Source organism: Lactiplantibacillus brownii, from assembly GCF_031085375.1.
In the GTDB taxonomy this organism is placed as follows: Bacteria; Bacillota; Bacilli; order Lactobacillales; family Lactobacillaceae; genus Lactiplantibacillus; species Lactiplantibacillus brownii.
This window is the reverse complement of sequence record NZ_JAVCWF010000001.1, coordinates 145,961-168,132: the sequence shown is the minus strand read 5'-3', so window position 1 is coordinate 168,132 and position 22,172 is coordinate 145,961. Positions and strand designations below refer to the sequence as shown.

General features: G+C 43.7%; 22 protein-coding genes. 10 read left to right on the top strand and 12 right to left on the bottom strand.

Annotated elements, in window-relative coordinates; translation table 11 throughout:
- Positions 1-40 precede the first annotated feature (40 nt).
- The 7 genes from RA086_RS00685 to RA086_RS00655 form a co-directional block, all read right to left on the bottom strand.
- The gene (locus RA086_RS00685; protein WP_308702009.1) at positions 41-835 is read right to left on the bottom strand and encodes an SDR family NAD(P)-dependent oxidoreductase; all 795 of its coding nucleotides are present in this window, start codon (positions 833-835) and stop codon (positions 41-43) included.
- Between the two features lie 135 nt (positions 836-970).
- On the bottom strand, positions 971-1,462 hold the full coding sequence (locus RA086_RS00680; protein WP_308702008.1) for an alcohol dehydrogenase: 492 nt from the start codon (positions 1,460-1,462) through the stop codon (positions 971-973).
- A 381-nt stretch (positions 1,463-1,843) separates the two neighbouring features.
- Positions 1,844-2,641 carry a hypothetical protein gene (locus RA086_RS00675; protein WP_308702007.1) on the bottom strand — a complete coding sequence of 266 codons (798 nt, stop codon included), beginning with the start codon at positions 2,639-2,641 and terminating at the stop codon, positions 1,844-1,846.
- Positions 2,642-2,713: 72 nt separating this feature from the next.
- Positions 2,714-3,511 (bottom strand): hypothetical protein, encoded by a 798-nt coding sequence (locus RA086_RS00670; protein ID WP_308702006.1) that lies wholly within the window; start codon positions 3,509-3,511, stop codon positions 2,714-2,716.
- A gap of 33 nt (positions 3,512-3,544) precedes the next feature.
- Complete coding sequence (locus RA086_RS00665; RefSeq protein ID WP_308702005.1) at positions 3,545-4,339, bottom strand: hypothetical protein; 795 nt, start codon at positions 4,337-4,339, stop codon at positions 3,545-3,547.
- Positions 4,340-4,387: 48 nt separating this feature from the next.
- The gene (locus tag RA086_RS00660) at positions 4,388-4,726 is read right to left on the bottom strand and encodes a PadR family transcriptional regulator (protein WP_308702004.1); all 339 of its coding nucleotides are present in this window, start codon (positions 4,724-4,726) and stop codon (positions 4,388-4,390) included.
- Between the two features lie 601 nt (positions 4,727-5,327).
- Entirely contained in the window at positions 5,328-6,044 is a 717-nt protein-coding gene (locus RA086_RS00655) for a GntR family transcriptional regulator (RefSeq protein ID WP_308704386.1), read from the bottom strand.
- A 313-nt stretch (positions 6,045-6,357) separates the two neighbouring features.
- Between RA086_RS00655 and RA086_RS00650 the strand changes: the two genes are divergently transcribed.
- The 7 genes from RA086_RS00650 (at position 6,358) to RA086_RS00620 (ending at position 13,608) form a co-directional block, all read left to right on the top strand.
- Positions 6,358-6,627, top strand: coding sequence for a hypothetical protein (locus RA086_RS00650; protein WP_308702003.1), 270 nt, complete (start codon positions 6,358-6,360; stop codon positions 6,625-6,627).
- Positions 6,628-7,021: 394 nt separating this feature from the next.
- Entirely contained in the window at positions 7,022-7,582 is a 561-nt protein-coding gene (locus RA086_RS00645) for an ECF-type riboflavin transporter substrate-binding protein (protein WP_308702002.1), read from the top strand.
- A gap of 4 nt (positions 7,583-7,586) precedes the next feature.
- The gene (locus RA086_RS00640; protein ID WP_308702001.1) at positions 7,587-9,287 is read left to right on the top strand and encodes an ABC transporter ATP-binding protein; all 1,701 of its coding nucleotides are present in this window, start codon (positions 7,587-7,589) and stop codon (positions 9,285-9,287) included.
- The gene (locus RA086_RS00635) at positions 9,287-10,123 is read left to right on the top strand and encodes an energy-coupling factor transporter transmembrane component T family protein (RefSeq protein ID WP_308702000.1); all 837 of its coding nucleotides are present in this window, start codon (positions 9,287-9,289) and stop codon (positions 10,121-10,123) included. The genes RA086_RS00640 and RA086_RS00635 overlap by 1 nt, the downstream gene beginning before the upstream one ends.
- 273 nt (positions 10,124-10,396) lie before the next feature.
- Complete coding sequence (locus RA086_RS00630; RefSeq protein WP_308701999.1) at positions 10,397-11,779, top strand: glycoside hydrolase family 1 protein; 1,383 nt, start codon at positions 10,397-10,399, stop codon at positions 11,777-11,779.
- Positions 11,779-13,251, top strand: coding sequence for a PTS sugar transporter subunit IIC (locus RA086_RS00625; RefSeq protein ID WP_308701998.1), 1,473 nt, complete (start codon positions 11,779-11,781; stop codon positions 13,249-13,251). Before RA086_RS00630 ends, RA086_RS00625 begins: the two co-directional genes overlap by 1 nt.
- A gap of 30 nt (positions 13,252-13,281) precedes the next feature.
- Positions 13,282-13,608: a PTS sugar transporter subunit IIB gene (locus RA086_RS00620; protein WP_308701997.1), complete on the top strand. Its 327-nt coding sequence runs from the start codon at positions 13,282-13,284 to the stop codon at positions 13,606-13,608.
- Positions 13,609-14,080: 472 nt separating this feature from the next.
- Here the strand turns inward: RA086_RS00620 and RA086_RS00615 are convergent, their stop codons facing one another.
- Genes RA086_RS00615 through RA086_RS00605 form a run of 3 tightly spaced genes read right to left on the bottom strand, consistent with a single transcriptional unit; the run spans position 14,081 to position 15,111 of the window.
- Positions 14,081-14,770: a bacteriocin immunity protein gene (locus RA086_RS00615; protein ID WP_308701996.1), complete on the bottom strand. Its 690-nt coding sequence runs from the start codon at positions 14,768-14,770 to the stop codon at positions 14,081-14,083.
- Positions 14,764-14,931 carry a bacteriocin gene (locus tag RA086_RS00610; protein ID WP_308701995.1) on the bottom strand — a complete coding sequence of 56 codons (168 nt, stop codon included), beginning with the start codon at positions 14,929-14,931 and terminating at the stop codon, positions 14,764-14,766. Before RA086_RS00610 ends, RA086_RS00615 begins: the two co-directional genes overlap by 7 nt.
- Before the next feature lie 27 nt (positions 14,932-14,958).
- Complete coding sequence (locus RA086_RS00605) at positions 14,959-15,111, bottom strand: bacteriocin (RefSeq protein ID WP_308701994.1); 153 nt, start codon at positions 15,109-15,111, stop codon at positions 14,959-14,961.
- Positions 15,112-15,331: 220 nt separating this feature from the next.
- Between RA086_RS00605 and RA086_RS00600 the strand changes: the two genes are divergently transcribed.
- Positions 15,332-15,637, top strand: a complete 306-nt coding sequence (locus RA086_RS00600) for a PTS sugar transporter subunit IIB (RefSeq protein WP_308701993.1) — start codon at positions 15,332-15,334, stop codon at positions 15,635-15,637.
- A 589-nt stretch (positions 15,638-16,226) separates the two neighbouring features.
- On the opposite strand, the gene RA086_RS00595 is transcribed toward RA086_RS00600, so the two are convergent.
- Complete coding sequence (locus RA086_RS00595) at positions 16,227-17,744, bottom strand: hypothetical protein (protein ID WP_308701992.1); 1,518 nt, start codon at positions 17,742-17,744, stop codon at positions 16,227-16,229.
- 298 nt (positions 17,745-18,042) lie between these two features.
- Here RA086_RS00595 and RA086_RS00590 point away from each other — a divergent pair, with 298 nt between their 5' ends.
- Positions 18,043-18,798 carry a hypothetical protein gene (locus RA086_RS00590; protein ID WP_308701991.1) on the top strand — a complete coding sequence of 252 codons (756 nt, stop codon included), beginning with the start codon at positions 18,043-18,045 and terminating at the stop codon, positions 18,796-18,798.
- A gap of 564 nt (positions 18,799-19,362) precedes the next feature.
- Here RA086_RS00590 and RA086_RS00585 read toward each other — a convergent pair.
- Positions 19,363-21,057 (bottom strand): oleate hydratase, encoded by a 1,695-nt coding sequence (locus RA086_RS00585; protein WP_308701990.1) that lies wholly within the window; start codon positions 21,055-21,057, stop codon positions 19,363-19,365.
- 209 nt (positions 21,058-21,266) lie between these two features.
- On the opposite strand from RA086_RS00585, the gene RA086_RS00580 reads away from it, so the two are divergent.
- Complete coding sequence (locus RA086_RS00580) at positions 21,267-22,079, top strand: HAD family hydrolase (RefSeq protein WP_308701989.1); 813 nt, start codon at positions 21,267-21,269, stop codon at positions 22,077-22,079.
- The last annotated feature ends 93 nt before the right edge of the window (positions 22,080-22,172 follow it).

The window sequence follows — 22,172 nt, the reverse complement described above, 5'->3', positions numbered from 1 at the left end:
AAAAGTCTGAGGATTATCCCCAGACTCAACTTGTTTCAGCTTAAAAAATCGTTGGCACTAAACCACCATCTGCTCGCAGGGCTTCACCAGAAAAACTGCTGGCAAACGGACTCGCCACAAAGACGGTCAAACGACCAATTTCGGCTGGCCGAATCAATCGTTGAATCTGTGACAAAGGCCGATGATGGGTCATAAAATCATGTTCCCATTGATCGGCTGGTAAGTCTGACTCAGCATACATCTTATTGAGCATCTGTTGTACGCCTTCGGTTAAAGTCGATCCCGGCATCACCGTGTTCACGGTCACATGAGTCCCAACCGTAAGTTTTGACAAGCTCTTCGCTAAAGACAGATTCATCGATTTCGTCATTGAATATTGGGGCATCTCACCGGATGGCATGACGGCTTCTTCACTCGCAATAAAAATAATCCGGCCAAAATCATTCGCTAACATCCCTGGTAAATAATGCCGTGCTAAGCGGTTTCCCGACAAAACATTCACTTTAAAGAACCGTTCCCAAGTGGCATCATCGATGGCATCGTAGGTCATTGGGGCAAAAATCCCCATGTTGTTGACGAGGACGTCCACCGTGGGGACCAGTTTGAACAGTTCTTCAGCAGCGGCCTGATCACTAATGTCAAACGGCGCCGCAATCGGCTTCGTTGCCGGATAAGCTGCCGCTAAGTCATCAACCACGCCTTGCACCGTGTCCGCGCGACGCCCATTAATGACCACATCCGCACCTTCTTTAGCAAAGGCGGTGGCAATTGCGCGACCGATCCCTTTGGTCGACCCGGTCACCAACACCCGCTTATGTGTCAAACCCATTTCCATCTGTAAAATCCTCCGTTCAAATTAATTTTCTGCCTAAGCTTAGCGGTTACGCCGTCTAAATACAACTAATGTCCCCTAGAAACAAAATAAGCCTAGGCCGTCAGCCCAGACTTACTCATTTTGTATGTACGCGTTTTATTCCGCGCTGGTTTTAGCATATTCTTCCAAGATTGGTTTGACATAGCGTTCTTCAGCTTGCTTCCGCGCTAAAATAGCATCATCCATATCAGCGAATTGTTGATTCAAAACTAAATGACCACGATACATTAATCGTGCCACCCATTTTTGTGAACAACGATCAAAAGAAACGCCAATCACACCGCTCCGATTGCGACTGTTAGGCTTCAGGCGATCCACTGAAGTCCCTTGATATAATGGCAAATTATCACTACGACCCATATTTTGGCGTGTCTTTGGATTTTCAAAAATATTTTTCCGACTAACGTCCGCTCGCAAGCAACCACAACTCTTGGTAATACCTTTGCGTAAACGATAGCTATCGACGACGACTTGCCGACCACATGAACATTGACACAACCACCGGGCATTCCCGTTTGGCGCGCTTTCAGCACGTTCAACGACGGTTAATCGGCTATACGTCTCACCTGTTAAATCTTTTAGTCGCATCAAAATCACCTCGATTTTCTTCTAGTTCTTGGTACCGCACCCGTTACCAATTGAACTTAACTATAATTTATACTGATTTTATGAAAATAGTATGACGAATACAAAAACATTCATAGTATTATTTATTGATATTTTAATTTAGCAGTCAAATTTAGAAAACACTCAACCCATACCAGCTTTAGTCATACATTAGGATACTACTATTTTTATTTAATGTCACTCAATATTATTTATATAATAATTATTTAAGGATTGCATTGAATTTTAGCCCCAAATAAAACCACAAAATGAGTCTGGCATTTAGTCCAGACTCATTTTGCAGTTCTTGATAGTTCATCAAAATGACCGATAGAAGGCCACGTTCATTTTCAAAGCTAACCACTAAATAATCCAACCAAGCGGCGCCAATCCCAGCCAACTCATCACATTCACCGTGGTTTCAGTCGGGACAACTGGTCGTAAAACTTGCTTGATCTCACTTTCAGAGGCTAGCGTCTGTAAGTCATACCAACACATGCCCTTGTGGCTACGACCAACTAAGTGCCAACGTCCTAGCGACTTCAAAGCGTCGGTATCTAGATCTGTTTTCAATGGCTCGAGAAAGACGTGCATGGTCGGCATCCAAGCGCCATCGTAGCTCTGGGTCTCACGACGTAAAATAACAATTTGGTTTTGTAAATTTTTAGCACTTAGGAAAAAGCGGAAAATCACGTAAATGCCAAAGAAGACATAGATCATTGCTAGTAAGAGTTGCGCCCCACTAGTCATCGTGAAAATTAAGACCCCCAAAAAGCCAACGCCAAGATAGATCAACAAATTAATCATATTCAAGGCTTTATCCCGCATACCAAGTGCAACTTTTAACCGCATCCGCGGATCACCTGGCGAGACTTGGGCAGCCACAACTTCCGGTTGATCACTTCCGGTATACACCACTTGAATATCAGGTTTCTCCACTTGCACGGTCGCCAACACTTGAAAGACCTGATTAGCTTGGGTGATTTCCGCGACGAATTCCGTCGGGACATACTCACTAAAGAGTCGATAAATTTGTTTCACATGCTTAAAGTGGTACCAATTTCCATGAATTCCAGCCAGCAACCAGCCGCTTTTAGCCAGTTTATTGAGCCAAGTTAATTCTTGACCAGAGCCCTTGATTAAGAACCGATATCGCCACATTCTACCGCCACCTCAGATATTAAGTTAGGCAAAGTCACAAGTGGCATAGCGCTATGATAACGCTACACAGCATTAAAGGAACCAACCAATCGGTGCCATGCCTAACCAACTCATCACATTGACCGTTGCGTCAGTTGGGACTACTGGGTGTAGAACCTGCTTGATTTCGCTTTCGGAAGCGAGTGTCTGTAGATCATACCAATAGGCGCCCTTACGACTGTGACCAACTAATTGCCAACGTCCCAGTGATTTCAACGCTTCAGTATCCAGATCAGTCGTCAATGGGTCAATAAAGACGTGCATGGTTGGCATCCAAGCGCCATCATAACTTTGCGTATCACGACGTAAAATCGCAATTTGTTTTTGTAAGTTTTTAGCGCTGAGGACAAACCGAAATGCGACGAGCAACCCAATCAATGCATAGGCACCAATTAAATCCATCTGAATCGGATTATTCATCGTAAAGACTAGCACGGCCAGAAAACCAACTCCCAGATAGATGATTAAATTCATCGTATTCATGGCTTTATCCCGCATGCCTAGCGCAACTTTCAAACGCATCTGCGGATCACCTGGTGACACTTGGGCAGCGACAACTTCTGGTTGGGTGCTCCCGGTATACACCACTTGAATGTCGGGCTTTGCCACTTGCACGGTCGCCAAAACTTGAAAGACCTGATCAGCCTGGGTGATCTCCGCAACTAATTCCGTCGGCACATACTCACTAAAGAGCCGGTAAGTTTGTTTCACATGCTTAAAGTGATACCAATTTCCCCGAATACCGGCTAACAACCATCCCCGCTTAGCCAGCTTATTTAACCATTTTAATTCTTGACCAGAACCTTTGATTAAAAATCGATGTCGCCACATACTACCGCTTCCCCGTTTTGTTAATTAAGTTACTTATAGATAACCAATTGGTGCGAGTCCCAAGAAACTAACCACTTTAACCGTGGTCCCTTTAGGAGCAATGGCCATGACTGCATCCCGAATTTCTATTTCACTCGCTAACGATTGCACATCGTACCAATATGACCCCTTTTTATCGTGTCCAACCAGTCGCCATTCCCCGAGACTGGCAACCTTTTCCAGATCCAAATCTGCTGGCAAATGTTCCAGAAACACATGATTCGTGGGCCGCCAAGCGCCGTTATAATTTTGTGTTTCACGCCGCAACCGTGCAACTATCGTATGAACCTTAGCTGATTGCATTGCAAAAAATGCCACGCAGAGTACCCAGATACTGATCATCGAATCGCCAACTGCGTCCGGAATACCATCCTTGGTCACAATGATTGACCCGATGATAATAACCAAGCCCATGAAAAGCGCAATATCCATCTCATTCAAATAGCGTAACCGCGTGGCAACCGCAATTTTGAGTTCTAATGGCGCGTCCTGATGATCCACTCGCGATTGCTGCAATTGTGGGTGTAAACTACCGGTATAAACGACTTGTGCTTTAGCGACAGTCAATGGCACTTTGGTTAACACCTTAAAAACATGTTCGTGGGTCGTCAATGTTTCGGCGACTTCATTTGGCACGTACTCACTCAAAATTCGATAATGCGCTGTGGTTCGTTCAAACTTATACCAGTTGCCATTAATCTGCGTCAAAAGCCACCCGTCAGCTGCGAGTTTATTTAGCCAAGTTAATTCAGGCGCTGAGCCTTTAATCAGCACTCGATAACGTCGCATGCTTATCACTTCCCGTTACAGCAAACTAGTCTCCCCCTAGTTCGCCGCTTAATCTGCTTTTAAATCCTCGTTTTCAATAATCTCAGTCAATAACTTTAACCGGTCGCGCTCCGCCATTAATAGCGCTTCACCGCTCCCGGTAATCTCATACACGTGCACGTCATCGCTATCGACCCGTTCCGTCATCAAATAATCTTTGGTCATTGCATGCAAATTAGTAAATAAAGTGCCCAATCCCAGTTGTAATTGATTATGAGTTAACGTCGCGATTTTTTTAGGAATGTCGTCGCTCTTAATTGGTTTCCGGACACTAACTAAAGTTAAAAAAGCGGCTTCGGTCATTGGTTCATACTTATCGATTAACCGTTGATAAAAGTTTCCAGCCATAATACGGTCTCCTCCTTTTGATTTAAGAAAGCGCTTACTTTACCTCAAATTATGCACCTCTTATTTCTTGATTGCAAACCCCAATAAATCACTGTTTACCGGCCATCAATTATAAAATTCATGCCCAAAAAAAGACTCGTTAACGAGCCTTCATAAAATTAGGTCACTGTAAGATTGGCCATCTCCGTGGACCAGCTCGTTCGCTGTGAGGCAGCCCTGCAGCCAAAGAACGGTCTGCAGTGCGCTTTCAAGCCGAAGCCCACGTCTTTTAAAAGTCGGCCAGACACTAACCTGGGTAAAACCGCCCAGCTAAGTGTCTTGACACGGCGAACGAACTGGTCCACTCCGACATCAAATAGTGCTTCAGACAAAGACAAAATTCAGTCAAAACGAAAAATTGATATTAAGGACACTACTTAGCGCAGGGCGGTCTGAATGATGCTCAGTGGTGAAATTTCTCTTTGCTGGTGAAGTTTCCAGCTTAGAGAAAGCCCGGCTTGTGAGACCGCCCTTTGGCTCACAAACGTGGCCACCACGTTCCAGCATCGATCCAGGCCAACCGGAGCGGCAAGTTAGCTGGATCTAATCTATAAACAATACGCTAATGCACCTGAACATCCGCGACAACAGTACTACTATCATATGGGAAATGTGATTCTGAAACTTCAAATGGTTGACCATCGTCCGTATAACTGACCTGATTGATCACTAACACGGGATCATCAAGTTCAGCACCCATGGCTTCCACATCTTCATCGGTCGCTTTGGCCGCAGAAATCAAGCGGTGCGTGCCCGCAATCGACATACCACGTTCTTTTTCTAAGTACCCATAAATCGAGCCTTCCAAGACTTGTTTGGTTAAAGTCACAATACTGGTTGGCATGATCGTATGTTCATAGGCCCAAACTTTGCCTTCGACATATCGGGTCCGTCGAATGACATAAACTGGGTCCATGGTATCAATCATTAATTGTTCAGCTTCACGCGCCGTTGGCAGCCGGGCTTCCAATTCCAAAACTTTACTGGTAACCTTTTTACCTTGGTTCGTTCGGGTCGTTCCTAATGGGCGGTCCACTTGTGTTTCTTGTCGTGTATTCGTTAAGCCAAAATCTTTACGCACAAAAGTCCCCGCACCCCGCTTCGAGTAAACCATCCCTTCAATAATTAACAGTTGAATGGCCTTGTGAATCGTAATCCGGGTTGTATCAAACGTCGCTGCCAGTTTATTTTGGTCAGGCATGAGCTCCCCAGGCGCATATTTACCACTTTTAATGTCCTGACGTAAGCTGTCAGCGATTGCTTCATACTTATAAGCCAAATTAGTCACATTCTTTCTTCGATAACTTCTTGTCAAATAGTTTACCCCATTTCATACCCAAAAGGAAACATTTGTATATACTTTTTATTCAAAATATCATTTTTACTCATTAAGAACTTAAATTGACCGTCACAACTGATAAGCCGCTATAATGAGAGAAAGAGACGAGTACAGCTGATATTTTGTCAGCCGGTCGATCGTCGTAATCACATTTAGGACGATCGTTGCTTCGATTAATTCGGCAACGCATTAGTCACTTTTCGTGATGACGACGAGATTCGCCTTTCAAACACAAAATATGAGGTGACTATTAATGGAAGTCCACAGTTTAACACTTGATCAAGACGCCGTCATCTACTCCGCTGCAATTAAAGCCCTCGCGGATTTCACACCGGAAGTTGACGTCGATTTTTCTAAAATGAGCAATCATGAAGAAGCTAAAATTCTCGCTAAGGCGACTACTGATCAATTCTTACCAGTTTTCGAAAAATTATTAGAACAGGGCTATGCTAAGGCAATCTCTAAAGGCCAATTAGCCGAATGGGGTGCCTATTATATGGCTCACAAAGTCCATAACAAATGAATTAACCGGTCAATATGCATGTAACCGGCTTCATTTGTTCGGGTTTGCTTGCTTATCAGCTCAGTTTGGCGTATGCTATGATAAGTTAAATTCAGATGAGAAAAAGCTGTGACAAGATGAGTAAGCGTGTCGTTGTCCTAAGAGAGTCGTGTTTGGTGTAAACGATGGCAACTCGCGTTGAAGATGGTCTTGAAGAAGCTGCTAGGCTCAGTCTAGCCGGAGCGATCCGTTACCATCACGAGAAGTCCGAGTCATCGGAAAAACTAGGTGGTACCGCGCTAACGCGTCCTTGAAAGCACTTGCTTTCGGGCGCGTTTTTTGTTGGCCTTAAATCGTCTCATTTAGCTGCCATTATTTTTGTTACTACTATCTATCATTAGGGAGTGTTTTCGTTATGCAAAATAAGCAATCTAATTCAATTCGTACCGTCGTTGCCACCGGGATCGGTGCCGCCGTGATATTTGTTCTTATGAAGTTCGTCGCGATTCCAACCGGGATTCCCAACACCCAAGTCAATGTTGCTATCGGTTTTCTCGCCTTGCTAGGGGCTATCTTTGGCCCCGTTGCAGCTGGACTGGCCGGCTTTATTGGACATGCTTTGAATGATTTCGTGACTTATGGCTCACCTTGGTGGACTTGGGTCATTGTTGATGGTTTAATTGGGGTCGCCTTTGGTTTAGCCAAGAATCACCTTAAAATTGAAACCGGAGTTTTAGGCAAAGCCAAATTAATCTGGTTTAACATTTATCAAATTATCGTTAACTTTATCGGTTGGGTTCTTTTAGCTCCAACCGGTGATATCATTATTTATCATGAACCAGCTAATAAAGTCTACATCCAAGGCATCACAACTTGGCTCATAGACTCAATCTCAGTTGCCGTCATTGGGACGATTTTGCTCGTCTTATACGCGCGGACGCGAACTCAACACGGGAGCTTAACAAAGGAACGTTAACATTATGACTGCACCGATTATTAGTTTTAAAGATTTTTCATTTCAATACGATAGTCAAACTGAGCCGACTTTGCGCCATCTAAATCTAGACATTTATCCCGGTGAAAAAGTCCTCATTGCGGGACCTTCTGGTTCTGGTAAGTCCACGTTGGGTCGTTGCCTAAATGGGCTGATTCCCCAATCCTACCCGGGCAAAATGAGTGGTCAAGTCTTCATCAACGGCCAAGAAATTCAGACCAGTTCTATTTTTGACTTATCACTGCAAGTCGGGACCGTTTTACAAGACCCTGACAGTCAGTTTGTTGGTCTGACCGTCGTTGAAGATATGGCGTTCTCACTCGAAAATGATCAGCGAACTCAGGCCGACATGCGCGCAGCTACTGCCAAATGGGCTCAGACACTAGATTTACAAAATTTATTGACCCATCGACCACAAGAATTGTCTGGCGGTCAAAAGCAACGGGTCGCCATGGCGGGTGTCTTAATCGACAATAGCAAGATTTTGTTATTCGATGAACCTTTAGCGAGTCTCGATCCCGCTTCTGGTAAGGCTTCTATGGCACTCATAGAGCAATTAACGCATACCGAAGATCTAACCGTCATTATTATCGAGCACCGGATTGAAGATGTGCTCCAGCAACCGATCGACCGCTTAGTTGTCATGCAAGAGGGACGAATTGTCGCTAATGATCAGCCAGAACCAATTCTCCGGCAATCATTGATGGCTCAATTGGGATTGCGTGAACCATTATATCTCTCAGCGTTACTACACGCTGGCATTGATCTAACTGCTTGCCAGCATTTAGACAACTTGGCCAAATTAACTGGGCCTAACTTGACTGAAAGACTACAACAATGGGCCACCGGGGTGACCTTAAATCCACCTGTAACTCATTCGAAGCCACTATTGACCATCGATCAGTTGTGCTTCGGCTATGACCCGCACCAACCCATTATCGACCAGCTATCACTCACGCTCCATCGCGGTGAGATGATCAGTCTTGTCGGGCAAAATGGGACTGGTAAATCAACATTAAGTAACTTGATTACTGGCTTTTTAACGCCACAGGGTGGAACCATGACTTTCGATGGTCAGTCGCTCGCTGAGTTGTCGGTCAAGGAACGGGCTGACCACATCGGCTACATTCTTCAAGATCCCAATCAGATGATCTCCAAAACGCTGATTTTTGATGAAGTAGCCACTGGTCTCGTTTTGCGCGGCCTTGACGAGCTAACGATCGAAAAACGAGTTCTCGCGACCTTGAAGGTTTGTGGTCTCTATGAATTTCGGCACTGGCCGATCTCAGCACTTAGCTTCGGTCAAAAGAAACGGGTCACGATTGCGGCCATCTTAGTCCTCGAACCCACCATGTTGATTCTTGATGAACCGACTGCCGGGCAGGATTTACAGCATTATACGGAAATGATGAACTTTTTAACAAAGATCAATCACGAACAAGGTATGACGATCATGCTGATTACCCACGATATGCACCTGATGCTCGAATACACCGACCGGACCATCGTTCTCGGACACGGCCAAGTCTTAATGGACGCCGCGCCAGCTGACGTTTTGACTAACGATGCCATTATTGAACAAGCGTCATTAGCCAAAACAAGTCTCTACACCTTGGCCGAACGTCACCACATTGCGCCAACTGAATTCGTCGCCAAATTTGTCCAAGCCGAACGGGAGGCGCGCTAATGCAATCGCAACTTTTAATTGGTTACGCTGATCGCCACACTTTCCTCAACCGGCTGAGTGGCAGCACTAAATTACTCTGTTTCGTCGGTTTGTCGATTATTGGGATGATGACTTATGATACCCGCTATCTCATTGGGATCATGCTCTTTTCACTCGTCATCTTTCATTTTTCAAAAATCAAAGCCAGCGAAATCTCATTTGTCGTTAGCGTTATTATCGGCTTCTCCGTGCTAAATCTGGTAATGGTTTACGTCTTTGCGCCTCACTATGGCGTCACCATCTATGGGACTGAACATCTGCTGCTTGGCAGCAATCAGCATTATTTTAACCTGACCACCGAGCAACTTTTTTATGAGTTCAACTTATTGCTGAAGTATACTTTTGCCGTGCCGTTAGCCTTAATTTTTCTGATGACGACTAATCCGAGTGAATTTGCAGCTAGTTTAAATAAGATCGGCATCTCATATCGGATCAGCTACTCCGTGGCCATTGCGCTTCGTTACATTCCAGACGTCCAAAGTGACTACCGAACAATTAGTTTAGCCCAACAAGCACGAGGCTTCGAAATTTCTAAGAAAGCTAAATTCATGACCCGCGTTCGCGGTGGTATTCAAATTCTCTTACCACTAATTTTCTCTAGTCTTGACCGCATCGAAATAATCAGTCAGGCAATGGAATTGCGGCGATTTGGTAAAGGCAAACACCGTAGTTGGTATATGGCGCAGCGATTTAAGACTAACGATTATTTAGCCTTAGGCGTCGTGGCATTATTGATTGGTTTGGGCATTTTTCTCTTCCACGTCAACGGGGGTCGCTTCTGGAATCCATTTAAATAGGCTCGGCCAACTGTGAAATCCCACCTACACCACTGCCCATTAGGCTAAGATTTACGCCACAGAATAAAAATCTGTGGCGTTTTTTGATTATTTTTAAAAAAAAATTTGTTTTCGAAAAGGCTTTCATTTCAATGGTTGAAAGCGATTACATATTATTATATTTATAAAAGACTATACAAATAGCGATAAAAGGATTGTTTTTAATACCAATTCAGTTTATACTATCCAATGTTAAGGAAAGCGCTTCCTGTACGTTTCAGATTGGAGGAGAATATGTCAGTTTCACGTAAAATGCCCACAGATTTTTTCTGGGGCAATTCAGTTTCAAGTATGCAGACCGAAGGCGCCTGGAATATCGATGGTAAGGGATTGTCCGTTTATGATGTCCGTCCCGCAACCGAAAATACTGCCGATTGGCATGACGCCATCGATGAATATCATCGCTATGATGAAGATCTCGATCTGATGAAATCGATGCACATGAACATGTACCGGATTCAAGTTTCTTGGTCACGAGTCGTTCCAGATGGTGATGGCGCCTTTAATGAAGCTGGTTTAGCTTTTTATGACCGGCTCGTCAACGCCATGCTCAAACGTGGCATTACCCCGATGATCTGTCTCTATCACTTTGACATGCCATTAGCTTTGGCACAAAAAGAAAACGGATTCATGTCGCGGCACACGGTTGATGCTTTTGTCCGTTTTGGTAAAAAAGTGATTGACCATTTCGCAGATCGCGTGAAGTATTGGATTACGTTCAACGAACACAACCTTTATTTCAGCGATGAAGTTTTCAATATTTCTGGTTACACCAAGGGTGATCGTTCCCTCAACGATATGTATACGATCTTCCATCACACGATGCTCGCTCATGCGCAATTGGATGCGTACGTTCACGAACATTATGCTAATTTAAAGTTCGGCGGAATGTTAGCGGATACACCGGTTTATCCGGCCACTGCTAAACCGAATGATGTCTTTGCTGCTCGGCAATTGGATCAATTTTCCAATCAAAATTTGAACGAAGCGTTCGTCTACGGTCATTATGACCACGAAGTTTTAACCTATATCAAGAATCATGATATCGATTACGACTTGCAGCCTGGCGATGATGAAATTCTCGCCAAGATGCACGCGGACTTTATTTCATTCAGCTATTATCGCACCACTACGATCAATGCCGATAAGATTCCAGCAGGGACAGCGCCCAATCGTTATTTAAATTACGGGAGTGAAAGCAACCGTTTTCTAGATACCAACGAATGGGACTGGACCATCGATCCGCTTGGTTTTCGTACCTTGATTACCGACCTATACAATCGTTACCAAGTTCCCGTTTTCCCCATTGAAAATGGGATTGGGATCAGCGAGCACTGGGACGGCCAGCATATGATTGAAGATGACCTGCGAATCAAGTATCACGCTGAACACATCAAAGCGATGAAGGATGCCATGTTTATCGACGGCGCCAAGGTCTTAGGTTACCTTGGCTGGGGATTGATTGACATTCCGAGTTCACATGCTGATATTGAAAAACGTTACGGGGTCGTTTATGTTAACCGCAGTAACCACGATTTGAAAGACTTAAAACGGGTTCCCAAAAAGTCCTTCTATTGGTTACAAGCATTACTAGAAAAAAACGGAGATGAATTGTAATGGATAATACGCAAAGTAAAAGTGCGTTTAGTAATTTCATTAACAACAAAATTTTGCCACCGGTCATGAAGTTCGTTAACACCAAACCGGTTAAAGCTTTACAAGATGGGATGGTTTACGCCCTACCATTTATCATTATTGGGTCAGTCTTCTTGATCTTATCAAATATTCCTATTCCAGCTGTCGCTGCCGCAATGAAGGCTTCTGGCTGGTCAGCATTCTTCAACCAAGCCTACACTGCTACCTTCGGGATCATGGCACTTTGGGCTGCCGTTGGGATTGCCTATGTTTATGTTCGGAATGAAGGTTATGAAGCGTTACCTGCCGGATTAACTTCCATGGCAACTTTCTTAATTCTCCAAACTTTGAACATCGCTAACCCATTAGTTGGTGCAATGGGCAAAGCTGGTACCGGGATTACCAACGCCGCTGGTAAAACAGTGATGTCTGGGTCTGCCGTTGCTGCCAACATTGACAAATTACCACATGCCTTACAAGGTTTCTTAACGGCCCCAGTTACTGGTGTCATTAACATTACTTGGCTTGGTGGCCAAGGGATGATTGCCGCTATCCTTTGTGGGATTTTAGTTGGTTGGGCTTACTCCGCTATGATTCGTAAAGGCTGGAAGATTACCTTACCAGAACAAGTTCCAGCAAGTGTTGCTAACCAATTTACAGCTATGATTCCTGCCGGCATTATTTTAATTGTCGCAATGTTAATCTACGCCGCCTTCTCTGCTTTTGGGAACACCGACGTTTTGCAATTAATCTACAAATTACTTCAAACACCACTCCAAGGCTTATCTGATTCCTTTGGTGGTGCGATCATCATCGCCTTCTTAGTACCATTCTTCTGGTTCTTCGGGGTCCATGGTGGTTTGATTATGGGTGGTATTACTAGTGGGATCTTAATTCCTAACACTTTTGATAACGCTGCTTTATATAAAGCTGGTAAATTGACTATCGCACAAGGTGCCCATGTTGTTACCAACGAATTCTACAATAACTTTATTAACTTAACTGGTTCTGGGATTACCATTGGGTTGGTTGTCTTCACTTTAGTTGCCGCCCACTCAGTTCAATTTAAGACCATTGGTAAAATTGAATTGGTTCCAGCTTTATTCAACATTAACGAACCATTCCTGTTTGGTTTACCAATCGTTATGAACCCATTCTTGGCTATTCCATTCTTCTTGACACCAGTGATCGTTGCGGCTTCCACTTACTTGGTTATCCGCTTCGGGATTATTCCACCATTAAATGGTTTCGCTGCGCCTTGGACGACTCCAGCTATTATTTCCGGTTTCTTAATCGGTGGCTGGAAGATGGCTATCTGGCAAACAATCACCTTGTTGATGTCTGTCGGAATCTACTTCCCATTTGCTAAGAAGTATGATGCTATCTTGACGAAACAAGAACATGACAAAGAAGTTGCTAAAGCTGCTGCCGGTGACGCCGAAGTTGCTAAGTAACATTTCGGATTTTGAAAGGATTTAATTATTATGGCTGAAAAAACAATTATGTTGGCTTGCTCAGCCGGTATGTCAACTTCACTCTTAGTTTCCAAGATGGAAGCGGCTGCCAAAGCTGATGGCGTTGATTACAAGATCTTTGCGACCGCCTCATCTGATATTGATCATCAATTGAATAGTGAGAACAAACCAGACGTCTTGCTACTTGGACCACAAATTGGTTATATGTCTGCCGATGTCAAAAAGAAAACCGACAAAGCCGGCATTCCAATGGCCATGATTAATATGCAAGATTACGGCATGATGAACGGTGAAGCCGTTCTGACCAGTGCCGAAAAACTACTTGGCGACAAGTAACACATATAACAAGAAAATTGTGATACAGAAAAGTTTTCAAGAAACACGAAAATACTAAGTTTAGAGGCATAAGAGTTATCCGACGGGATGCTCTTATGCCTCTATTACTTTATAGCAGTAGTGGAAGAGACAGGCCGTGGGCTCTTTGGGTGCTTACGTGCATTCAGTGTCAATCATAGACGGTCAGTTATTTGGTGCTTACCACCCATGCCAGGCCCACGCAAAAAGTGCCTAGCCACAAGGCAGCTAGGCACCAAAAAACAACTGACTACCAACAACAGTTGACAAAGAATTATTACTTTCCAGAAGAGCCATCGTGAAATCCTTGATTAAGCGAAGTAATGAAGGAAGGATCGCAAATCAAGTAAATAATGAAAACTATAATAATGGCAACCAAAAAAGTTCTAATTGGATGACTCTTAATCATGCTTATTGTTTTACTAAACATTAACAGATACCTTACCTTCTACATTTAAATTAATGTGCCGATAATCAATACAGAGTCGGCGAGCCAATGTATATAGATGGAACTCCGTAAAGTATTTGCAGATCGCCACGAAGCCGTCATCGGATAACGCGTAATACCGACTATTAAGGGATAAATCAAATTAAAATGATAGTGCGGAATGTGTAAAGAACCAAATAGTATACACCCCATTATATTGACAATAGGCCACGCAAATTTTTTTAGTTTCGTTTGCGATAGTAAGTGAATCATTGGTACTGAAATTGAGGCCATTCCAACTTCCTCGCCAACTATAGATACCATCATTGTAAAGATTATCCATATTCTTTCGATTAAAGGATAATCTATCCCGCTTGCATTGATATTTAATGGTGCATTATTGGGATTTAATGGTACATTGTTGACCGACGTCAGACCTTGAGGATAAATAATACTTATAAACACGATAACCACCAGTTGCATAACAAACATCAAAAGCGCATATTTTAACAATATGCGCAATTTTGGCGAAGACAACGGCTGAAAAAACAGTTTTAGATTTGAAAAACCATATAGTATTATCAAACTAACTATTCCAGCCATAAACATTGTCAACCAATTGAGATGATAATCAAGAAAGATTGCACCCAAATACCCAGCAATAAATAAGATTAACACTATGGGGTAATATTTTCTTTTGGAATTTAATTCTACCATCTATTAGGCTCCAAGCCACCAGTTACTAACCGTTCAAGAGTCCCAAATGCATATTCTGCTTTATTGGTGTGACTTCCTTTCTTATTTCCACCAGAAATATTTTCTTCAGTATCGACGTTTAACACTTCAAATTTATTTAAAACATCTAATTTATTTTCCATAATATCTCCTTAACCTAGACTAAACTACTAGCCATGAAAGATTCCTTTTTCGCCATCATAAAAGCCACTTCTGAGACTACGCCAGAAGCTTTTCCAACTGCCACCAACAACAGTGTTCAGCTCATTATTGGAAACAGGTGCAAATACATCTACTGTATTCAATTCCTCAATCATCTTCATTTTAACGCATCCCCTTTATTAAAATGATTTTACAAACACAGATAACTTCTTCTGCGTAATATAATGTATGAGAATCCCCCTACAACAGCATTGTAGGTCTTTCCAGATGTCAATACAATATACCAATATATTCATCCCACTTCCCATTCAATCAAAATTATGCTACCGTTATTTATCGAATAACTGGATTGGATGTGCATGATATGACTAAAAAACCATTATGCTAGCATGTGCCGGTGGAATGTCCACTTCACTGTTAGTGACAAAAATGAAGGCTGCTGCTAAAGCTAACGATGCTGACTATCAAATCTTTGCCACGGCAGCAGCAGAGATTCGAGACCGCTTAACTGGTGATCAGCGCCCAGATGTCCTCTTGCTTGGCCCACAAATTCGCTACATTGCCGACAAGACCCAAGCATTAGCAGATCAAGTTGGTGTTCCTATGGCAGTCATCAATATGCATGATTACGGCACCATGAATGGCGTTAATGTCTTAAAAACGGCTGAACAATTAATTAAGCCATAGTCGATTGCGTGACTAACTGGCTTGGCAGACGATTATCAGCACAATCGTAACCATCATATTTATTAAAAGAACTTATTAATTGTCCGTCTCCGTTGACCAGCACGTTCACCGTGGAACACCCTGGGTAAAAATGTCTCGATACGGCAAACGAGCTGGCCCACTACAACGTCCGATAATAGTTTGAGTCAATAGAATATTGATAAATATGCTAATAATGAAAGATCAATTGATAGTAGAATCACTGACTAGTGCAGGGCGGGCTGGATGATGCTCAGTGGTGAAATTTCTCTTTGCTGGTGAATTTCCAGCTTAGAGAAAGCCCGGCTTGTGAGACCGCACTCTGGCTCACAAACGTGGCCACCACGTTCCAGCATCAGTCCAGACCAACCGGAACGGCATCTAAGCGGATACTTATAAATATAATAGCTACGATACACAAGCTTCGATAACACCAAAAGGCACCTGGATTTCGTATCCAGATGCCTTTTTCATCTGTTATTTTGTCCTATCATAGCCCAAACCCCAGAACTTTTTCTATTATGTTTACCGTTCAGTCAAATTCAGACAAGTTCAATCAACCTAATCGCAACTATTCCGTCAACAGCATCTTCAACTGAGCTAACGCCGCTTGGTGGTCACCAGAATGCTGTTTGGCAATGTAGTAATAAGCTAAGGTCTCCTCATTTAAAGCCTGTTTGGGTGCCGAAAGTTGATATATCTGCTTGAATCGTTGAATAAAAGTGTCCAGATCTAGACTCGTCGCTAGTTCTCGGCGGCAAAATTCACGCAATTCTGAACGTCGCAATCGGGTTCGTGGCAAACACCTTAATTTTGGGCTAGCTTCCAAGCGTTGTCTCAACTGAGAGGCCAGTTCAGTATCCGCATGAGTCGTTAGCCAAGCCTGAATATGGTCGACTGAAGTCAGTTCAGTGGCTTGTTTCAATTCTGCTAAAGTTAGTTTTGTCCCCCAACGTGTCGCTAATAGCCGCTCCCAATCAGCCAATTGATCTGCTTTTTGGTGATAATTCCAGCCCCAACAACTGTTGAAAACATCATCATAAAAACGCGTCGTTTGTTGGGCATCCAGTTGTTGCGTCTGCTGATCCAATGCGGCAACGAATTGTCGATCAAGCATCGCTAACCGCCGGACCTGAATCTGGTGTGTTTGCGCATATTCCGTCACCATTAAGCCAAATTGATACGCATTCACCAACGGCCGTTTGGTCGCTGGTGGGGTTAGTTGACTAAATTGCTGTTTGGCAGCCGGGCGCGTCGGGCGCTGGACAATAATTCCCGCCAGTTGTCGTAAATATTGACGGTAAGCCTGACTCTGGCGTAAATCCTGTTCCGCTGACTGAGCAACTTGCTGGGCCGTTTCTCGTTGTTGTCGTTGTGTCGCGACTTTTTTGGCAGCCTGAGCCGCTTGTTGTGCGGTCACAGTCGCCGTTTCTAGTGCCACTAATTCAGTGTATCGTTTTAAATTAGGTGCCAATGCCGTTAATGGCAACGTTTGCGTCCGCCGCTTTAAGTAAGTCGTCACTGTCTGACTCGTTTCATGACGAACCAATTGAGCTTGGGCCTGATGAGTTGCTGGTAATGCCGTAAACCAAGGTTGCTTGAACATGATTACTGGAATAGCAGGCGCTTGTGCGGTCAAGGATTGATATTGCGCAACCGCATAAAAGTTGTCCTCGGTCGTAATGACCATTAAATAGCGCGTTTCCGCGTTCATAAATTTCTTCACACATTCCGAACCTACTACTAATTCCCGTTGATCATGCTTATTTTGCACATGATATTCATACCGCACTGGTTTATGGCACAGCTCACAGTGCTGCCAATGTTGCCGATCATCACTCGGATTAACGACATACGGCAGGCTCGCCAACAACTGCCATTCGTGGCTACAGGCCGTCAACCAAGCCGCATGGTCATGCATAATTAAATTACGGACTGTATCGATTAGAAATGGACTATCGACTTTGACCGTCACATGCTCACGCAACAGCCCACTTAACTGTTGTAATGATGTCGTGCGCCGGGCTTGCTCACTCAGCCGAAAAAACCGATTTTCAGCGGGGGTAATTAAAGTTGTCGTTGCAGCCATGATGCTCCTCCTATTCTCAAAAAAACTCTTTCTAGCATAGCATAATTGCCACAAATGATGCCGCGTCATGATTCATCAATGATAAAAGCTATTGTACGATACTGGAGTTAATTGCTTAAATCAATCACGTTAAAATCCCAAAATTCAAGTTCATTGGTTGATATAAAACCGTTAATTATAATCATAACCTAACTTAGTTTTTTCCAATCATTATTGGCAATAAAATTGTAACGACGTAATTAAGGCACTAAACTGTCCCTGTATCGTAGAAATGAAACAAATAAGGGAGACTCTCATCATGAAAAAATTTCAGACATTACTTGCAACTATTGCTTTAGCTTTACCCATTGCCGTGACCCCATTGGCACCAACTGCCACGTTAGTCGCTAATGCAGCGACGACCACTAAGGCCAAGACTGCCACCTATACACTGGTAAAAGCCCCGACGCTTAAAAAGGTTTGCTACCATGTGACCAGAACTGGCTTAACGCTTGAAAAGGCTAGCTTCACTGCTGATCGCGCCGCGGTGACTTTAGCACCAACTACCACCAAGCTTGCGACGAAGACCACCTACACGGCCACCAAGGCCATTAAAGTGACAGCTGGCAAGAAGGACGCCAAAACGACCACTTATCTTTTACTCAAGACCACTAAAGGTAAGACACTTGGCTGGATCAAAGCAACTAGCCTAACCGCTGGTGCTTATAAGGTTCCCAAGGCTAAAACCATTAAAAAAGTGACTAAGAGAGCCCCTAAGAAAACCACAGCTAACAGGGATACAACCAACCCGACGACACTGATGGTCACTAGAAAAGTCGCCACGTTGAAGCAAACTTACCGGACTAAAGCAGCCACACCTTATTATCAGGCTGCATTTGCCGCCGATCGCCCAGTCGTCACCTTAACTAAAGCGGGGACGATCAAGAGTGGCAAGACTTATCGTGCAACGAAGACACTTTATGCTAAGACTGGCACCAAGGCAGCGACCCACGAATACGTCTTCTTAACTAAAGCTGGTTGGGCAGCAACTACAAATCTAAAACCAATTAAATAAGCTTAATGCATCGTAGTGTTCATGCTTACCAAAATAAGCCATTAATTGTCCGTCTCCGTGGACTAGCCCGTTTGCTGTGAGGCAAACCTGCAGCCAAAGAACGGTCTGCAGGGCGCTTTCAGGCCGAAGTCCACGTCTTAAAAGTCGGCCAAGACACTAACCTGGGTAAAACCGCCCAGCTAAGTGTCTCGACACAGCAAACGAACTAGTCCACTCCGACGTTAAATAGTGGTTGTACCCAAAGTATCTGGTAATCTTAATATCTTCAAAATCCAATTAATATTTGGATTACTGACTAGCGCAGGGTGGGCTGGATGATGCTCAGTGGTGAAATTTTCCTTGGCTGGTGAATCTTCCAGCTTAGGAAAAGCCCGGCTTGTGAGACCGTACTTTGGCTCACAAACGTGGCCACCACGTTCCAGCATCAGTCCAGACCAACCGCAGCGGCAAGTTAAGCATCCGTTGATAAATATGGCTGTTGCGATGCCCTAATTTAGCACTGGTCGACATAAGTAAAAGCGGCTCCGTTTTTGGCAACGGAGCCGCTTTAATGTGATTTAAATTTTAATCAAATAACTTCTTAGTTGCTTTCATCAAGGTCTTAGGATCCTTGTCATAACGTGGTGTCTTGACCAAGTTCTCCATAGGTACCCCAGCGAAGTGATAAGCCGCAATTTCACCAGAACGAACCGCACTTTGTTCCGTGAAGATCATCTGATAAGGTTGTTCTGCAAATTCACCAGTGAAGGCTAAGTTTGTTGAATGCTTTGGTAAGACTTCTGGCCGGTCAGTTTTGGCCCGATTGTTGAATAAGGCCGAAGCATATGGCATGTAAACTGGAATATTATTGATGATGCTGTCCATGATTTCCTTTTCCTTATCCTTGATGTTGCCAGGACCAGGATCAACCTTGGAGAGTTGACCAATTAATTCTTGTGCCATTTCCTTACCAGTCATCTTAATGTATGGCTTGTGAACGAACTCACCTTGACGCCGTGGATAGAGGAAGTAGCCCCAAAGCACGGTTTCATTAGGATTCTGAGTGGTAAAGTGTGGTTGATGATGAACCACGATCGACATGTTGATATCCTTTTGATTCAACGGCGTAATTGGCGTGGTTGATAGGAAAGAGTTCAACGCATTCCCAGGTTCCTGAGTCGTAATCCGCACGATTTCGTTTAAGAACAGATGGTCCTTAGTCGTTAAAGTGAAGCTGACCCATTCGCTAGCACTCCGATCATTGAAGAATTTGTCCGGTGTCCCTAAGTTATAGAAGCGTTCCGTAGCTTTCTTCCAAAGTGCCGCACTGATCCCATATTCCATGTTTTCAGGTGCAGGTGTGTTGTAATCACCCATTGTCGCAGAGTCGGTAATAGAACCGTTGGTGAAGATAACCGCAGTATCATCATCGACTTCAACGTCTTCAACATCACCAGTTTTGACATCCTTAACTTTCAAACCAGTGACCGTAATTTCGTCTTGCATGGCGGTGTCTTTAAATTTCCAGTCTTCCACGATCTTGTTATCGATGAAAGTGACATTTTGGCCTTGTAAGTACTTGATCAAAGGTTCGATCATACTTTCAAACTGGTTGTAACGGGTCCGGTTGACCCCAACTAAATGTTCAATTTGTGTAAATTCATAAATCATTTGATGCATGTAACGACGTAATTCTTGCGCAGCACTTTGTGTTCTGAACGCAAATGTCGTTTCCCACATGTACCAGAAATTAGTCTGGAACATATGTGGATCATCCTTGAAGTAGTCGGCAATTGTAACGTTGTCGAGCTTTTCTTCTTCGTTATCAGGCATCAAAATCAACTTCGTCAGCAGTTCACGGTCTTTATTATTAAAGCCCATCTTGCTGGCATTGATAATCCCTTTGCCACCTTGTAATAAGCGGGCTTTGTCGAAGGTCCGGTGCTTCGAATCGAAGTCTCTGGTATCTTCGGCTGCCGTCATTCCTGGTTCCGTCACTGATGGAATCCGATCCAAAACATCCATGAGGTCCACATAAGTCCGGTAGTTCAACATCCGGCCACCACGAGCCACATAACCCGTTGTGTTTTCCATTGGGTGTTCCTTGTTCCAATATTCATTCGTGAAATCAGTGGTAATCCCACCATCATTGGCACCATGCATATCAACACCGTAGAAGGTAATATCTTTACCATCCCAGTGGCCATCTTGAATCAAATAGACCGCTGCGGCCATGTTTGATAGCCCTGAACCAATCATAATTGCTTTACTTTTAACCATAAATAACGCCCCCAAATTCGGTTTTTGTTAACGCTTACAGATACATTATACAACTTGGATACCAATTGTCTAGTTTGAACTGAAAATTTTTCATTATTTTCATAACAATGCCGTCAAACCGGACTTTCATCCTCAATATAAATTTAATAATCAACTGGCTTACAATGACTCAGGTCTAGTATAATTGGCGTAATTAGGAGTGAATAATAATGACAACTTATTTAATCTTTTCCGATGTTGATGGGACCTTAATGATCGATCACACCCAATTAACCACGGCCACACAGCACACGCTCCAACAAGTCATGGCGCTTGGGCATCAATTTTACATTGCGAGTGGTCGCATGCTGCCCTTAGCACGCCATGCCGCTAAACAAATTGGCGGACCAGTTAAAGTGATTGCTGCTAACGGCGCGACATTTGAACAAAACGATCACCTAATCACCACCTACCTGACCGCTGAGCAACTCGATAAAATCTATGAAGCAGTGCTCGGCTTTAACTGTAAAGTTTTCTTTTTTGAAACTAACCGCCTGTATTATACCGGCGATGAAAAACCATACACGCGAGATGCGGCCAAAGCCAACGTTATGGCGATGTCGGATCTAAATTCAATGCCCTTAATCGGCCCGGAAATGTTGCCCAATTTGTCGGGCCATATCACCAACGCCATTGCTTATGGAAAACCGGACGACTTAGACTTGGTTCGAATCACGTTAGCTAAACAGACCAACCTAAACTTGGCAAGTTCTGGTCCCAATAATTTGGAAATTATTCCACATGGTGTCGATAAAGCCACGGCAATCACGGCGATTCAAGCAGCCACTGGTATTGATCAAGAACACACCATTGTTTTCGGTGATGGGCTCAATGACCTTGGCATGTTTAAGGTAGCCAAATATAGTGTCGCAATGGGCAACGCGGACGACGTTTTAAAAGAAGCCGCGAGTGCGATCACCTTGCCTAATACACAAGATGGCGTTGCCGTTTATCTACAGGACTTCTTTAACTTAACGAATTGAACCGTAAAACGCCAGCAAGCCGTTTGAAAAACGCCCCACCTTATCATTAGCTTAAACATCGTTGCGACTTGTTAAGAATATGATTCCCCAACA

Coding starts and splice junctions, on each gene's coding strand:
- RA086_RS00685 (WP_308702009.1), bottom strand. CDS start 835: ATGGAAATGGGTTTGACACATAAGCGGGTGTTGGTGACCGGGTCGACC.
- RA086_RS00680 (WP_308702008.1), bottom strand. CDS start 1,462: ATGCGACTAAAAGATTTAACAGGTGAGACGTATAGCCGATTAACCGTC.
- RA086_RS00675 (WP_308702007.1), bottom strand. CDS start 2,641: ATGTGGCGATATCGGTTCTTAATCAAGGGCTCTGGTCAAGAATTAACT.
- RA086_RS00670 (WP_308702006.1), bottom strand. CDS start 3,511: ATGTGGCGACATCGATTTTTAATCAAAGGTTCTGGTCAAGAATTAAAA.
- RA086_RS00665 (WP_308702005.1), bottom strand. CDS start 4,339: ATGCGACGTTATCGAGTGCTGATTAAAGGCTCAGCGCCTGAATTAACT.
- RA086_RS00660 (WP_308702004.1), bottom strand. CDS start 4,726: ATGGCTGGAAACTTTTATCAACGGTTAATCGATAAGTATGAACCAATG.
- RA086_RS00650 (WP_308702003.1), top strand. CDS start 6,358: ATGGAAGTCCACAGTTTAACACTTGATCAAGACGCCGTCATCTACTCC.
- RA086_RS00645 (WP_308702002.1), top strand. CDS start 7,022: ATGCAAAATAAGCAATCTAATTCAATTCGTACCGTCGTTGCCACCGGG.
- RA086_RS00640 (WP_308702001.1), top strand. CDS start 7,587: ATGACTGCACCGATTATTAGTTTTAAAGATTTTTCATTTCAATACGAT.
- RA086_RS00635 (WP_308702000.1), top strand. CDS start 9,287: ATGCAATCGCAACTTTTAATTGGTTACGCTGATCGCCACACTTTCCTC.
- RA086_RS00630 (WP_308701999.1), top strand. CDS start 10,397: ATGTCAGTTTCACGTAAAATGCCCACAGATTTTTTCTGGGGCAATTCA.
- RA086_RS00625 (WP_308701998.1), top strand. CDS start 11,779: ATGGATAATACGCAAAGTAAAAGTGCGTTTAGTAATTTCATTAACAAC.
- RA086_RS00620 (WP_308701997.1), top strand. CDS start 13,282: ATGGCTGAAAAAACAATTATGTTGGCTTGCTCAGCCGGTATGTCAACT.
- RA086_RS00615 (WP_308701996.1), bottom strand. CDS start 14,770: ATGGTAGAATTAAATTCCAAAAGAAAATATTACCCCATAGTGTTAATC.
- RA086_RS00610 (WP_308701995.1), bottom strand. CDS start 14,931: ATGGAAAATAAATTAGATGTTTTAAATAAATTTGAAGTGTTAAACGTC.
- RA086_RS00605 (WP_308701994.1), bottom strand. CDS start 15,111: ATGAAGATGATTGAGGAATTGAATACAGTAGATGTATTTGCACCTGTT.
- RA086_RS00600 (WP_308701993.1), top strand. CDS start 15,332: ATGCTAGCATGTGCCGGTGGAATGTCCACTTCACTGTTAGTGACAAAA.
- RA086_RS00595 (WP_308701992.1), bottom strand. CDS start 17,744: ATGGCTGCAACGACAACTTTAATTACCCCCGCTGAAAATCGGTTTTTT.
- RA086_RS00590 (WP_308701991.1), top strand. CDS start 18,043: ATGAAAAAATTTCAGACATTACTTGCAACTATTGCTTTAGCTTTACCC.
- RA086_RS00585 (WP_308701990.1), bottom strand. CDS start 21,057: ATGGTTAAAAGTAAAGCAATTATGATTGGTTCAGGGCTATCAAACATG.
- RA086_RS00580 (WP_308701989.1), top strand. CDS start 21,267: ATGACAACTTATTTAATCTTTTCCGATGTTGATGGGACCTTAATGATC.